Raw genomic sequence first — 12,088 nt, forward strand, 5'->3', positions numbered from 1 at the left:
CTCACTCGGCCGGCTGCGCGCCGGGCGGCGCGGCCTCCGGCGCGCGGGCCCACAGCTCGGGGCGCAGCTCCTCCGGGCGGTTGGGGAACAGCAGGGCGCAGCCCAGCGTCACCGCCGCCACCCCGGCCAGCACCAGCATGGCCACCGCCATGGAGCCGGTGGCGCCGTGCAGCCAGCCGATGAGCGGCGAGGCCAGCGCCGCCCCCATGAAGCCGACCGTGAAGCGCACCGAGTACAGCTTGGCCCGCAGCGCGGGGGCGACGTAGCGCGCCGTCATCGTCTCGTTCACCGTCACCTGGCCGAAGATGGCGGCGGCCACCAGGGCGGAAACCGGCAGCACCGCCCAGCCATCCAGGAAGCTCAGCGCCAGCAGGGCGGGCACCAGCACGCAGGCCAGCGGCATGAACACCGACTTCAGCGTGTGCCGGTCGATCAGCCGGCCCACGGTGAACTGCGTCAGCCCGCCGCAGATCGTGGCCAGGAAGGCCAGCGCCCCCACCACCGGCAGCAGGTCCGGGCTGGAGGCCAGGCGCTCCTCCATCAGCTTGGGCAGCAGCAGGGTGAAGGCGTTGAACACCAGCCCCGACACCGCGGCGATGGCCATGAGGATCAGCACGGCGCGGCGCACCACGGCGCGCGGGATCTCCGGGAAGGGGCGGGCGCCGCCGCCGGCCTTCACCGCGTCGAACTCCGGCTCGCGCAGGTAGAGCAGGCCGAGCAGGAAGAAGGCGGCGCCCGGCAGCAGGAAGGCCCAGCGCCAGCCCAGCGTGGCCGCCAGCAGCGCCGTCGCCACCGGGGCGGAGGCCACGCCCAGGTTGCCGAACACGCCGTTGATGCCGATGGCCCGGCCGACGCGCTCGCCCCCCGCCTCGGCGATGATGGCGGTGCCGATGGGGTGGTAGATGGCGGCGAAGGCGCCGAAGCCGGCCAGCGCCAGCGCGAGGCTCAGCGGCCCCTGCGCCAGCCCGGCCAGCGCCATGGCGGCGCCGGCGCCCAGGAAGAAGGCCGCCATCAGCGCCTTGCGCCCCCAGCGCGCCGCCAGGTGGCCCATGGGCAGCGCGCCCAGGCCGTAGACCACGAACATGGCGGTGCCCAGCGCCAGCACCGGCCCGTATTCCCCGCCGAAGCGCGCCGCGTCCTGCTGGGTCAGCGCCAGCACGGCGGTGGCCAGCACCAGCAGCCCGTAATGGGTGTAGAAATGCGCGGCGTTGACGAAGCAGATCTGGCGGGTCGTCGGGCTCATGGCGGGCATCCTGGCATGTCCGGCCGGCCGCGTCCCGCCGTTCAGGGCGCGGTGGCGGGCGGCGCGTCCAGCGGCTCCAGCAGGCCCAGCCGCCACAGCCTCTCCGCCAGGGCGGCATCGGCCGGCTCCGCGCCCTCGGCCAGGCGCTCCACCTCCGCCGCCTGCGCCGCGTCCAGCGGCAGGGCGCCGCCGGCCCAGTGCAGGGTGGCGCTGCCATCCGGCGCGCGGGCCAGCAGGTGGTGCATGCCGTCCGCCAGGGCCAGCGGGCCGGCGGGCAGCGGCGCGAACAGGCCGCGGCCGGGCAGGGGCTGGCGGTCGCGCGCCAGCCCTTCCAGCAGCAGGTTGGCCAGGCGCTCGGCCTGGGCGGGGCCGGACAGCCGCGCCAGCTTCGCCGCCAGGGCCGGCGCCAGGTCGGCCTCGCCGATGCGCCAGCTGGGCACGGATTCGCGCAGGGCGGCGTCGTCCAGCTCCGCCGCGTCCACCAGCAGGCGGATGGCCTGCGCCCAGGACGCCTCCAGCAGGCCCACGGTGACGTGCAGCGAGCGCTCGCCCTGCGTGGCGGCGTCGTGCATCACCCCGCGCGGGATGTAGAGCGCGTCGCCGGGCTGGAGCACCAGCAGGTGCGGCTCGCCCAGCGGCTCCATGGCGCCGGGCCAGGGGGTGCGGCGGGTCGGGCGCTCCACGCGCTCGCCGTCCCACACGCGCCAGCGCTTGGCGCCCTCCAGCTGCAGCACCAGCACGTCGTGGGTGTCGTAATGGGTGCGGAAGCCCTGCGCCCCCGGCGGGGTGAGGTAGATGTTGGCCTGCACGGCATGCAGGAACAGCTTCTCCAGCCCGCGGCAGAAGCGCTGCAGCGGCGGGTGCGTCTCGTGGAACTGCGACACCACCAGGGAGGCGCCGGCGTCGAAGCGGCCCAGCAGGCGCGGCAGGTCCACCCGGCCGTCGGGCAGGGTGAACTCGTGCTCCGGCACGCCGGCGCTGCCCTCGCGCGCCTCGTCGGCCATGCTCACGCGCGGGGAGCGCGCGGCGTCGGTGCGCAGGTGGGCGTCGAGGTCGGCGACGGCAAGCAGCGGGGCGAAGCGCGCCGGGTCGTTGCCGGCGAAGTGGCGCCAGGCCCGGCCCTCGCGCAGGGCGAAGGCCTCCTCCACCGACAGGCCGGGGAAGGCGGTGGCGAAGGCGGCGGCGGCCAGGCTCACCAGCGGCGGCCCCGGCCGGGGGCGTCGCGCGGGTCGGCGTCGGTGGGCCCGGCGCGATAGCCGCCGCGGCCCTGGCCGGGCGCGTCCACCGGGTCGGAATCGCTGCGCCCGGCGGGGCGGTAGCCGCCGCGGAAGCCACCGCGGCCGTTGCCCGGGCCGTCGCTGGGGTCGGCGTCGGTCAGGCCGGTGCCGCGATAGCCGCCGCGCCCGTTGCCGGGCCCGTCGCTGGGGTCGCGGTCGGTCAGGCCGGTGCCGCGGAAGCCGCCCCGGCCGGCGCCCGGCGCGTCCACCGGGTCGGCGTCCGAGCGGCCGGTGCGCAGCGGCGCCACGGGCGCGACGTAGGCGGCCGGCACCGGCGCCACGCAGCCCGCCGCGAGGACGGGCGCGGCCAGCACCAGCAGCCGCCGGCCCAGCCGGGAATCGCCGCCCATCAGCGCCGCCCCCGGCCGACGCCGTCCGTCGGGTCGTTGTCCGTGCGGCCGGAGCGGCCATAGCCCGCGGCGTCGCGCGGGTCGTTGTCCGAGCGCCCGGTGCCGGCGCCGCGCCCGCGCCCGGCGCCGTCCGTCGGGTCGTTGTCCGTGCGGCCGGTGCGCGCCGCCGCCCCGCCGCGGCCGCGGCCGGCGCCGTCCGTCGGGTCGTTGTCCGAGCGGCCGGAGCGGCCATAGCCCGCGGCGTCGCGCGGGTCGTTGTCCGAGCGGCCGCTCTGCGCCGCCGCGCCGCCGGCCAGCGCGGCGCCGGCCGCCCCCAGCCCCAGCGTGGCGCGCCGCACCAGCAACCGCCGGCCCAGCCGCGCCTGCCCATCCCCCTGCGACATGGCGTTCGCCCTTTCTGTCCCTCTCCGCAACGACAATGCGGCCGCCATTTGAGTCCGCGCAAGGGCGGGCTATGCTCCGCGCGCCAGAACCCGCGGATTTTCCTGCATGACCGATGCCGTCGCCTCCAACGGGGCCGTCCAGATGCCGCCGCTCTACGGCCGGCTGGAGCCCCTGACGCTGGAGGCGCACCGGGAGCTGCGCATCAGGGATGCCGGGTTCGGCTTCGCCGCCGGGCTGACCGCCGTGCCGCTGGCGGCGGAGGAGTTCATCTCCGCCGCGCGCCACCTGCCCATCGTCTTCGCCGACCAGGCGCCGCACATGCCGGTGGCGCTGACGGCGCTGCGGCCCGGCACCTCCCTGTTCGTTGAGGACGGGGCCTGGCGCGAGGGCGCCTACGTGCCCGCCTACCTGCGCCGCTTCCCCTTCTTCCTGGTCCGCGTGCGCGAGGGCTCGGAGGAGCTGGCGCTGTGCCTGGACCCCGCCGCCCCGCAGGTGGCCACGGATTCCGGCAACCCGCTGTTCGAGGCCGGCCAGCCGACGGAGGCCGCTCGCCGCGCCTTCGAGTTCACCCGCGCCGTGGAGGGCGCCTTCGTCAAGACGCGCGAGATGGTGACCCGCCTGGGCGAGCTGGGCCTGCTGGCGCCGGCCAAGGCCGAGGTGCAGCAGAACGGCCGCCCCCTGCGCCTGGACGGCTTCCACGCCGTGCAGCGCGAGGCGCTGGGCCGCCTGTCGCCCGAGGACCTGGCCGCCCTGCGCGACAAGGGCTGGCTGGACTGCATCTACGCGCACCTCTTCTCCATGGGGGCCATCCCCGAACTCGCCGCGAGGACCGCATGAGCACCCCCCGCCGCGCCGCCCTGGCGCTCCCCTTCCTCGCCCCCTGGCTCGCCGCGCGGCCGGCGGCGGCGCAGGCACGGCTGAACAGCCTGCACATGTTCATCCCCGCCGGCCCCGGCGGCGGGTGGGACGGGCTGGGCCGCGCCATCGAGCAGGTGGCCCGCCCCGCCGGGCTGGTCGGCAACATGCAGTTCGAGAACGTGGGCGGCGCCGGCGGCACCGTGGGCCTGCCGCGCTTCGTCGGCCAGCGGCGCGGCCGCGGCGACGCGCTGATGGTCGCGGGCTCCGTCATGGTGGGCGCGGTGCTGACCAACCGCGCCCCCGTGGGCATCAAGGACGTCACGCCCATCGCGCGCATGACGCAGGAGGTGGGCGTGGTCGTCGTCCCCGCCTCCTCCGACATCCGCGACATCGCCGGGCTGCTGGCGGCGATGCGCGCCAACCCGGGCGCCGTCTCGGTGGCCGGCGGCAGCGCGGGCGGCACCGACCACATCACGCTCGGCCTCATGCTCAAGGCGCTGGGCCGCAACGCGCGGGAGGCCAGCTACGTCGCCTTCGCCGGCGGCGGGCCGGCCAACGCCGCCATCCTGGGCGCGCAGGTGCGCGCCGGCATCTCCGGCTACTCCGAATTCGCCGAGCAGATCCGGGCCGGGCGGATGCGCGCCCTGGCCACCACGGGCGAGACGCGCGCCGACCCCGCCATCCCCACCCTGCGCGAGGCGGGGCTGGACGTGGTGATGGCGAACTGGCGCGGAGTCTTCGCCCCGCCGGGCATCCAGCCGGCGGCGCGCGAGGCGCTGACGCGCTTCGTCACCGAGCTGCACGCTTTGCCCGCCTGGAAGGAGCTGCTGGCCACCCGCGGCTGGGACGACGCCTTCCTGCCCGGCGAGGCCTTCGAGCGCTTCCTGGCCGCAGACATCGCGGCGACCGAGGCTGTGCTGAAGGAGCTGGGCCTGGCCTGAGCGGCCGCAACCGGGGCCGCCGGCGCGCCGTTGGGCGCGGCATGATCCTTCCCCCGCTCGACCGGCAGCGCATCGTGCTGACCGGCGCCACCTCCGGCATCGGCCTGGCCACCGCGCGCATGGCGGCGGCCGCGGGCGCGCGCCTCATCCTCGTCGCCCGCAACGAGGCGGCGCTGGACAAGCTGGCCGAGGAGCTGGGCGGCCCCGCCGTGGCCCGCCCCTGCCCCGGCGACGTGGCGGAGGCCGCCACCCACGCCCGCGCCGCCCGCCTGGCGCAGGAGGCGTTCGGCGGCTTCGATTCCTGGGTGAACGACGCGGGCGCCTTCATCTACGGCCGGGTGGACGAGGTGAGCGAGGCCGACCAGCGCCGGCTGTTCGACGTCACCTACTGGGGCGTGTTGCATGGCTCGCTGGAGGCGCTGCGCGGGCTGCCGGCCTCCGGCGGCTCGCTGGTCAACATCGGCTCGGTGCTGTCGCTGCGGACCATCGCGCTGCAGGGGCCCTACTGCGCCGCCAAGCACGCGGTGAAGGCGCTGACCGACGCGCTGCGGATGGAGGCGCGCATGGCCGGGCGCCACGTCAACGTCGCGCTGGTGAAGCCCGCCGCCATCGACACCCCCTACATGGAGCACGCGCGCACCTACCTGGACGCGCCGGGCACCCGCAACCCGCCGCCTTCCTACCACCCGCGGCTGGTGGCGCAGGCCATCCTGCACGCCTGCACGCACGAGGTGCGCGACATGACGGTGGGCGGCGCCGGGGCGATGATCGCGGTGATGGGCCAGTTCGCCCCGGCGCTGACCGACCGGGTGATGGAGCTGCTGGCCCGCCCCATGCAGGAAAGCGACCAGCCCGGCCGCGCCGCGCGGCGCGACAACCTGTGGCACCCGCGCGAGGACCTGGCCGAGACCTCCTCGCTGCAGGGGCCGCCGCCGCGCCGCACCTCCCTGCTGCTGCAGGCGCAGATGAACCCGCTGGCCACCGCGGCGGCCGGGGTGGCGGGGCTGGCGGCGCTGGCGCTGCTGGCGCGGCCGCGGCCCCGCCGCGCCTCCGGCCCTGCCCAGGCGGCCCTGCCGCGGATGCGCCGCCCGGGCTGAAGGGCGCGCCTCACTCGGCGCGGCGCAGCCCGGCGAAGAAGGCGCCCAGCAGCGCCGCCGCCTCGCCCGCGCGCACGCCGCCCACCACCTCCGGCGCGTGGTGGCACTGCGCGCGCTGGAACACCCGCGCGCCGTGCTCCACCCCGCCGGATTTCGGGTCATAGGCGGCGAAGACCACGCGCCGCACCCGGAACAGGCTGGCGGCGGACGCGCACAGCGCGCAGGGCTCCAGCGTCACCGTCAGGGTGCAGCCCTCCAGGTGCTTGGCGCCGCGCGCGGCGGCGGCGGCGCGCAGGGCCAGCATCTCGGCATGCGCGGTGGGGTCGCGCCGGGCCTCCACCTCGTTGCCGGCGCGGGCCAGCACGCGGCCGCGGGCGTCGCTCACCACCGCGCCCACCGGCACCTCGCCGCGCGCCGCCGCCGCGCGCGCCTCCTCCAGGGCCAGCTCCATCATGGCCGCGCTTGTGCCGCGATGCTGGACGGCGGGAAAGGCCGCGCGTAAGCCGGGCGGGATGACGCGCCCCCTGATCGGACTGACGCTGGACTGCGAACCCGCCGGCGGCTGGTCCAGGCTGCCCTGGTACGCGCTGCGGCAGAACTACTTCTCCGCCGTGGCGCAGGCCGGGGGCCTCCCCGTGGCGCTGCCGCACGAGCCCGCCCTGGCGCTGGACTACCTGGGTCGCCTGGACGGGCTGCTGGTGACCGGCGGCGCCTTCGACGTGGACCCGGCGCTGTGGGGGAGCGAGGCGCTGCACCCCAAGGCGACGCTGAAGCCCGGCCGCACCGATTTCGAGGTGGCGGCCACCCGCGCCGCCCTGGCGAAGGACATGCCGGTGCTGGGCATCTGCGGCGGGCAGCAATTGCTGGCGGTGGCGCTGGGCGGCACGCTGATCCAGCACATCCCCGACGAGGCGCCGAGCGCCATCGCGCACGAGCAGCCCAACCCGCGCACCGAGCCGGGGCACGAGGTCCTGCTGGAGCCCGGCACGCTGCTGGCCCGCGTGGCGGGCACCGCGCGCATGGCGGTGAACAGCGCCCACCACCAGGCGGTGCGGGCGGTGCCGGATGGCGTGGTGGTGAACGCCCGCGCCCCCGACGGGCTGGTGGAGGGCATCGAGAGCGCGCGCCACCGCTGGGCGCTGGGGGTGCAGTGGCACCCGGAATACGCGGTTGACCCGGCGGACCCGCTGATCCTGCGCGCCTTCGTGGAGGCCTGCCGCCATGTCTGACACCCCGCCCGATCGCCGCAAGGCGCAGCCCGGAGGCGCGGACCGGCTGGGCGCCGCGCCCGATCGCCGCAAGGCGCAGCCCGGAGGCGTGGACCGGCCGGGCACCGCGCCCGGTCGCCAGAAGGCGCAGCCTGGGGGCGCGGACCGGCCGGGCGCCCCGCCCGATCGCAGCAAGGCGCAGCCCGGAGGCGTGAATCAGCCGGGCGATGACGCCGCCGCCGCCGCGGCGCGCGGCGGCGAGCGCATCGCCAAGTGGCTGGCCCGCGCCGGCGTGTGCTCGCGCCGGGACGCCGAGAAGCTGGTGGCCGAGGGGCGCATCGCGCTGAACGGCGCGCCGGTGGCGCAGCCCGCCACCTTCGTCGGCCCGGAGGACGTGGTGCAGGTGGACGGCCGCGCGGTGCACGAGCCCGAGCGCACCCGCCTGTTCCGCCACCACAAGCCCGCCGGGCTGATGACCACCCACAAGGACCCCGAGGGGCGGCCCACCGTGTTCGACCGGCTGCCGCCCGGTCTGCCGCGCCTCATCAGCGTCGGTCGGCTGGACCTGAACTCGGAGGGGCTGCTGCTGCTGACCAATGACGGCGCGCTGTCGCGCCGGCTGGAGCTGCCGGAGAACGGCTGGACCCGCCGCTACCGCGTGCGGGTGTTCGGCGCGGTGGACGCCCGGGCCCTGGCGGCGCTGGCCAGGGGCGTGACCATCGAGGGCGTGCGCTACGGCGCCATCGAGGCCGGGCTGGACAGCCGCAAGGGCGACAACGCCTGGCTGACCGTGGCCCTGCAGGAAGGCAAGAACCGCGAGGTGCGCCGGGTGATGGCGCATCTGGGGCTGGAGGTGTCGCGCCTGATCCGCGTGGCCTACGGGCCGTTCCAGCTGGGCACCCTGCCCAAGGGTGCGGTGGAGGAGGTGAACCCCAAGGTCCTGCGCGAGCAGCTGGGCCTGGCCGCCCCGAAGCGGAGGGGCGGGTGAACATCCTGGCCGGGCGCTGGAAGGGCCGCAAGCTGCAGGCCCCGGAGGGCGCGGCCACCCGCCCCACCGGCGCCCGCGCCCGCCAGGCGCTGTTCGACATGCTGTGGCACGCCTCCTGGGCCGGGCGGGAGCGCGTGGAGGGCGCCCGCGTGCTGGACGCCTTCGCCGGCACCGGCGCGCTGGGGCTGGAGGCGCTGAGCCGCGGCGCCGCCCATGCCGACTTCCTGGAGAACCAGCCCGCCGCCCTTGCCGCCCTGCGCGCCAACCTGCGCGCCTGCGCCGGCGCCGAGGGCCGTGTGTGGCCCGCCGACGCGCTGCGCCCGCCGCGCGCCCCGCAGCCCTGCACCCTGGCCTTCCTGGACCCGCCCTACGGCCAGGACCTGCTGCCCCGCGCCCTGGCGGCGCTGGCGGCGGCGGGCTGGCTGGCCCCGGGCGCGCTGCTGTGCTGCGAGCTGGGGCCCAGGGACGCCCCGCCCGCCGAGGGCTTCGACACCCTGGCCACCCGCGCCCACGGCCCGGCGACGTGGCACATCCTGTCGCCCCGCTGACGCTGGACCGCCTGCTGGTGGTGCTGCCGGCGCCCGAGCTGGGCGGGGCGGAGCGGGTGGCGCTGCGCCAGGCCGCCGGGCTGCGCGCGCGCGGGACGCGGGTAGAGGTGCTGGCCGACCGCCGCCTGGGCGTGGCCAGCCCCGGCCTCGCCCTGCCCTTCGCCCATGACCCGCACCGCCCGGCGGCCGAGGCCCGCGCCGGGCAGCGCGCCCTGCTGGACGCCCTGCTGCGCCGCCGCCGCTGGGACGCCGCCCTGGTGCATTGCCCGCTGCCCGGCGAGGGGCTGGGCGCGCTGGAGGCGCTGGCCGCCGCCGGGGTGCCGGCCCTGGCGCACCACCACCTGGTGCGCCGCGACCTGGAGCTGCCGCCGGGCGAGCGCACGGCGCTGGCGGCGCTGCCCGGCGGGTTCTCCGCCGTGTCGGACCCGGCGGCGGCGCGGCTGGGGGCGCTGCTGGGGCGCCCCGTCGCCGTGCTGGGCAACGCCGCGCCGCCGCCGGTGGCGCGGGTGCCCGCCGCCCGGCCCTACGCGCTGTTCCTGGGCCGGCTGGACGGGCGTAAGGGCGCCGACCTGCTGCCGGCGGTGGCGCGGCTGGCCGCCCCGCTGCGGGTGGTGGCGGCCGGCGCCGGCCCCCTGGCCGGCACCCTGGCCCCGGCGGAGGAGGCGGGCTTCGTGGCCGACCCCCGCCCCCTGCTGGCCGGCGCCACCGCCCTGCTGATGCTGGGCGAGCACGAGGGGATGCCGCTGGCGGCGCTGGAGGCCCTGGCCGCCGGCTGCCCGGTGGTGGGCCGCCCCGAGGCGATGGAGGCCTGGGCCGGCGCCCCCTGGTGGGTGCCGGTGGGCCGGGACCCCGCCGCCATCGCCGCCGCGCTGCGCCGCCCGCTGCCCCGCCCCGGCCCCGGGGCCCTGGCCCCCCACGCCGAGGCGCCGCTGCTGGACCGGCTGGAAGCGCTGCTGCTGGCGGAACGGGCGCGATGAGCCCGCTGGGCGAGACCGCCGCCCCCTGGACCGGCCCGCTGCCGCCCGCCGCCGCCCTGGCGGTGCACGCCGCCGCCCCCGGCGCGGTGGAGCTGCGCTGGCCCGGCGGCCGGCTGGCGCTGCCGGGCGGCGCCGGCTGGCGCTTCGTTGCGCTGCCGGCGCAAGCGGGGCTGGTGCTGCACGCCGCCGCCCCGCTGACCCGGGCGCGCGGCGCCGCGCGGCCGCTGCTGCGCCTGTTCCCCGGCCCGCTGCCGCCCTGGTGGGGCTGGGCGCTGCCCGCCGGGGCACGCTGGGCGGGGCTGCCGCCGCGCCCGCTGCTGCGCGGCCCGCTGGACTGGCCGCTGCCGCCGCTGCCCGGCTGGCGGGTGAGGGCGCACACCCTGCGCGGCCACGCGGTTCTCCAGGGCGGCGTGCTGCGCGCGGCCGCCGGCTGGGAAGGCGTGCTGCAAGCGGAACCCGGGCCGGACGGGCGCGCCGCCGCGGCGGCGCCCGGCGCCTGAAGGCCGGAAGCCCCGGCCCTCAGCCCCGCCCGAACAGCCGGGCGAAGTCGGACGGGCCCAGCTTCAGGAAGGTGGGCCGCCCGTGCGAGCAGGTGGCGGCGCGCGGCGTGCGCTCCATGGCGCGCAGCAGCGCGTCCATCTCGGCGGGCGACAGGCGGCGGCCGGCGCGCACCGAGCCGTGGCAGGCCAGCCGCGCCACCGCGGCGTCCAGCCGGTTGGCCAGGGCCAGCCCCTCGCCGGAATCGGCCAGCTCCTCGGCCAGCTCGGCCAGCAGGGGGGCGGGGTCGGGGGCGCCCAGCAGGGCGGGCAGGGCGCGCACCAGCACGGCGCCGGGGCCGAAGCCCTCCAGCTCCACCCCCAGCCGCGCCAGCTCCGGCGCGGCCTCGGCCAGCAGGGGGGCGTGGCGGGTTTCCACCACGGCGGGCAGCAGCAGGGGCTGCGTCGCCACCGCGCCGTCCAGCAATTGCGCGCGCAGGCGCTCATGGGTCAGGCGCTCATGGGCGGCGTGCTGGTCCACCAGCACCAGGGCGCCATCCGGGGCTTCGGCCAGGATGTAGCAGTCCAGCACCTGGGCCAGGACGCGGCCCAGCGGGTGGTCGGCCGGGGCGGGGGCGGGGCCGGCCAGCGGCGGCGGGGCGGCCCAGCCCAGGGGCAGCGCCGCCTCCTGCACCTGGGCCGGGCGCGGGGCCGGGGCGTGGAAGGCCAGGGGCGGCGGGGCGGCCTGCACCGCCCCGGTGCCCAGGGCGCGCCGCAGGGCCGAGATGACGGCGCCGCGCACCCGGGCGGCGTCGCGGAAGCGCAGCTCGGTCTTCATCGGGTGGACGTTCACGTCCACCTCCGCCGGCGGCACCTCCAGGAACAGGGCGCAGGCGGGGTGGCGGCCGGGCGCCATCACCTCGCGGTAGGCGGCGCGCAGGGCGGCGCGCAGCACCGGGTCCTTCACCGGGCGGCGGTTCACCACCAAGTGCTGGTCGGCCATGGTGGGGCGGCCCCAGGCCGGGCCGCCGGCCAGCCCGCGCAGGGCGACGTCGCCCCCGGCTTCCACCGGCAGGCAGGCGGCGGCGAAGCCGGGTCCCAGCAGGTCGCGCACGCGGCCCTGCCAGTCGGCGGGCTCCAGCCGCAGGGCGGAGCGGCCGTCCAGCACCGCCTCGAACGCCACCTCGGGCCAGGCGATGGCCAGGCGGCGCAGCGCCTCCAGCGCCGCCTCGCCCTCGCGCGCCGGCGAGCGCAGGAACTTGCGCCGGGCGGGGGTGGCGAAGAACAGGTCCGCCACCTCGACGCGCGTGCCGGGCGGGCCGGCGGCGGGCTGCACCGCGCCCTTGCGCCCGCCCTCCACCGCCAGGGCGTGCGCCTCGCCGCCGCGCGGGCGGGTGGTGATGCCCAGCCGCGCCACCGCGCCGATGGAGGGCAGCGCCTCGCCCCGGAAGCCCAGCGTGCCGATGGAGAACAGCATCGCCTCCTCCGGCAGCTTGGAGGTGGCGTGGCGCTCCACGCACAGCGCCAAGTCCCCGGGGGCCATGCCGGCGCCGTCATCCTCCACCAGCACGCGGGCGATACCGCCGCCCTCCAGCTCCAGCCGGATGCGCCGGGCGCCGGCGTCCAGCGCGTTCTCCACCAGCTCCTTCACCACGGCGGCCGGGCGCTCCACCACCTCGCCGGCGGCGATGCGGTCGGCGGTGGCGGGGGGGAGGAGGCGGATGGGCATGCGCGGGCCCAC

At 78.3% G+C, this 12,088-nt stretch carries 14 protein-coding genes; 8 read left to right on the forward strand and 6 right to left on the reverse strand.

What is annotated here, in order from left to right; all coding sequences use genetic code 11:
- Window position 1 precedes the first annotated feature (1 nt).
- From ACI6QG_RS12450 to ACI6QG_RS12465, 4 genes are read right to left on the reverse strand one after another with little or no spacing between them, the layout of a single operon-like run.
- Entirely contained in the window at window positions 2–1,243 is a 1,242-nt protein-coding gene (locus ACI6QG_RS12450; protein ID WP_407024890.1) for an MFS transporter, read from the reverse strand.
- Window positions 1,244–1,284: 41 nt separating this feature from the next.
- On the reverse strand, window positions 1,285–2,439 hold the full coding sequence (locus ACI6QG_RS12455) for a cupin domain-containing protein (protein ID WP_407024891.1): 1,155 nt from the start codon (window positions 2,437–2,439) through the stop codon (window positions 1,285–1,287).
- The gene (locus ACI6QG_RS12460) at window positions 2,436–2,870 is read right to left on the reverse strand and encodes a hypothetical protein (protein WP_407024892.1); all 435 of its coding nucleotides are present in this window, start codon (window positions 2,868–2,870) and stop codon (window positions 2,436–2,438) included. The genes ACI6QG_RS12455 and ACI6QG_RS12460 overlap by 4 nt, the downstream gene beginning before the upstream one ends.
- Window positions 2,870–3,253 carry a hypothetical protein gene (locus ACI6QG_RS12465; RefSeq protein ID WP_407024893.1) on the reverse strand — a complete coding sequence of 128 codons (384 nt, stop codon included), beginning with the start codon at window positions 3,251–3,253 and terminating at the stop codon, window positions 2,870–2,872. The genes ACI6QG_RS12460 and ACI6QG_RS12465 overlap by 1 nt, the downstream gene beginning before the upstream one ends.
- A gap of 106 nt (window positions 3,254–3,359) precedes the next feature.
- On the opposite strand from ACI6QG_RS12465, the gene ACI6QG_RS12470 reads away from it, so the two are divergent.
- The 3 genes from ACI6QG_RS12470 to ACI6QG_RS12480 are packed head-to-tail and all read left to right on the forward strand — an operon-like array spanning window position 3,360 to window position 6,150.
- Window positions 3,360–4,091 (forward strand): SapC family protein, encoded by a 732-nt coding sequence (locus ACI6QG_RS12470; protein WP_407024894.1) that lies wholly within the window; start codon window positions 3,360–3,362, stop codon window positions 4,089–4,091.
- The gene (locus ACI6QG_RS12475; RefSeq protein ID WP_407024895.1) at window positions 4,088–5,053 is read left to right on the forward strand and encodes a Bug family tripartite tricarboxylate transporter substrate binding protein; all 966 of its coding nucleotides are present in this window, start codon (window positions 4,088–4,090) and stop codon (window positions 5,051–5,053) included. Before ACI6QG_RS12470 ends, ACI6QG_RS12475 begins: the two co-directional genes overlap by 4 nt.
- Window positions 5,054–5,094: 41 nt before the next feature.
- Window positions 5,095–6,150: an SDR family oxidoreductase gene (locus ACI6QG_RS12480; protein ID WP_407024896.1), complete on the forward strand. Its 1,056-nt coding sequence runs from the start codon at window positions 5,095–5,097 to the stop codon at window positions 6,148–6,150.
- A gap of 10 nt (window positions 6,151–6,160) precedes the next feature.
- Here ACI6QG_RS12480 and ACI6QG_RS12485 read toward each other — a convergent pair whose 3' ends face one another.
- Complete coding sequence (locus ACI6QG_RS12485; RefSeq protein WP_407024929.1) at window positions 6,161–6,601, reverse strand: nucleoside deaminase; 441 nt, start codon at window positions 6,599–6,601, stop codon at window positions 6,161–6,163.
- Between the two features lie 61 nt (window positions 6,602–6,662).
- Here ACI6QG_RS12485 and ACI6QG_RS12490 point away from each other — a divergent pair, with 61 nt between their 5' ends.
- The 5 genes from ACI6QG_RS12490 to ACI6QG_RS12510 all read left to right on the forward strand — a co-directional run bounded on the left by ACI6QG_RS12490 (window position 6,663) and on the right by ACI6QG_RS12510 (window position 10,371).
- Window positions 6,663–7,379 carry a gamma-glutamyl-gamma-aminobutyrate hydrolase family protein gene (locus tag ACI6QG_RS12490; protein WP_407024897.1) on the forward strand — a complete coding sequence of 239 codons (717 nt, stop codon included), beginning with the start codon at window positions 6,663–6,665 and terminating at the stop codon, window positions 7,377–7,379.
- Between the two features lie 190 nt (window positions 7,380–7,569).
- Window positions 7,570–8,346 (forward strand): pseudouridine synthase, encoded by a 777-nt coding sequence (locus tag ACI6QG_RS12495; protein ID WP_407024898.1) that lies wholly within the window; start codon window positions 7,570–7,572, stop codon window positions 8,344–8,346.
- On the forward strand, window positions 8,343–8,894 hold the full coding sequence (locus ACI6QG_RS12500) for an RsmD family RNA methyltransferase (RefSeq protein ID WP_407024899.1): 552 nt from the start codon (window positions 8,343–8,345) through the stop codon (window positions 8,892–8,894). Before ACI6QG_RS12495 ends, ACI6QG_RS12500 begins: the two co-directional genes overlap by 4 nt.
- Window positions 8,870–9,871: a glycosyltransferase gene (locus ACI6QG_RS12505; RefSeq protein ID WP_407024900.1), complete on the forward strand. Its 1,002-nt coding sequence runs from the start codon at window positions 8,870–8,872 to the stop codon at window positions 9,869–9,871. The genes ACI6QG_RS12500 and ACI6QG_RS12505 overlap by 25 nt, the downstream gene beginning before the upstream one ends.
- Complete coding sequence (locus ACI6QG_RS12510; RefSeq protein WP_407024901.1) at window positions 9,868–10,371, forward strand: hypothetical protein; 504 nt, start codon at window positions 9,868–9,870, stop codon at window positions 10,369–10,371. Before ACI6QG_RS12505 ends, ACI6QG_RS12510 begins: the two co-directional genes overlap by 4 nt.
- A 19-nt stretch (window positions 10,372–10,390) precedes the next feature.
- Here ACI6QG_RS12510 and mutL read toward each other — a convergent pair whose 3' ends face one another.
- Window positions 10,391–12,076 (reverse strand): DNA mismatch repair endonuclease MutL, encoded by a 1,686-nt coding sequence (gene mutL / locus ACI6QG_RS12515; RefSeq protein WP_407024902.1) that lies wholly within the window; start codon window positions 12,074–12,076, stop codon window positions 10,391–10,393.
- Window positions 12,077–12,088: the final 12 nt, after the last annotated feature.

The organism is Sabulicella flocculans, assembly GCF_045449635.1.
In the GTDB taxonomy this organism is placed as follows: domain Bacteria; phylum Pseudomonadota; class Alphaproteobacteria; order Acetobacterales; family Acetobacteraceae; genus Roseococcus.

Bases quoted from the DNA above. Each gene is read 5' to 3' on its own strand.
- ACI6QG_RS12475 (WP_407024895.1), top strand. From the start codon at position 4,088: ATGAGCACCCCCCGCCGCGCCGCCCTGGCGCTCCCCTTCCTCGCCCCC.
- mutL (WP_407024902.1), bottom strand. From the start codon at position 12,076: ATGCCCATCCGCCTCCTCCCCCCCGCCACCGCCGACCGCATCGCCGCC.
- ACI6QG_RS12470 (WP_407024894.1), top strand. From the start codon at position 3,360: ATGACCGATGCCGTCGCCTCCAACGGGGCCGTCCAGATGCCGCCGCTC.
- ACI6QG_RS12465 (WP_407024893.1), bottom strand. From the start codon at position 3,253: ATGTCGCAGGGGGATGGGCAGGCGCGGCTGGGCCGGCGGTTGCTGGTG.
- ACI6QG_RS12510 (WP_407024901.1), top strand. From the start codon at position 9,868: ATGAGCCCGCTGGGCGAGACCGCCGCCCCCTGGACCGGCCCGCTGCCG.
- ACI6QG_RS12480 (WP_407024896.1), top strand. From the start codon at position 5,095: ATGATCCTTCCCCCGCTCGACCGGCAGCGCATCGTGCTGACCGGCGCC.
- ACI6QG_RS12490 (WP_407024897.1), top strand. From the start codon at position 6,663: ATGACGCGCCCCCTGATCGGACTGACGCTGGACTGCGAACCCGCCGGC.
- ACI6QG_RS12485 (WP_407024929.1), bottom strand. From the start codon at position 6,601: ATGGAGCTGGCCCTGGAGGAGGCGCGCGCGGCGGCGGCGCGCGGCGAG.
- ACI6QG_RS12460 (WP_407024892.1), bottom strand. From the start codon at position 2,870: ATGGGCGGCGATTCCCGGCTGGGCCGGCGGCTGCTGGTGCTGGCCGCG.
- ACI6QG_RS12450 (WP_407024890.1), bottom strand. From the start codon at position 1,243: ATGAGCCCGACGACCCGCCAGATCTGCTTCGTCAACGCCGCGCATTTC.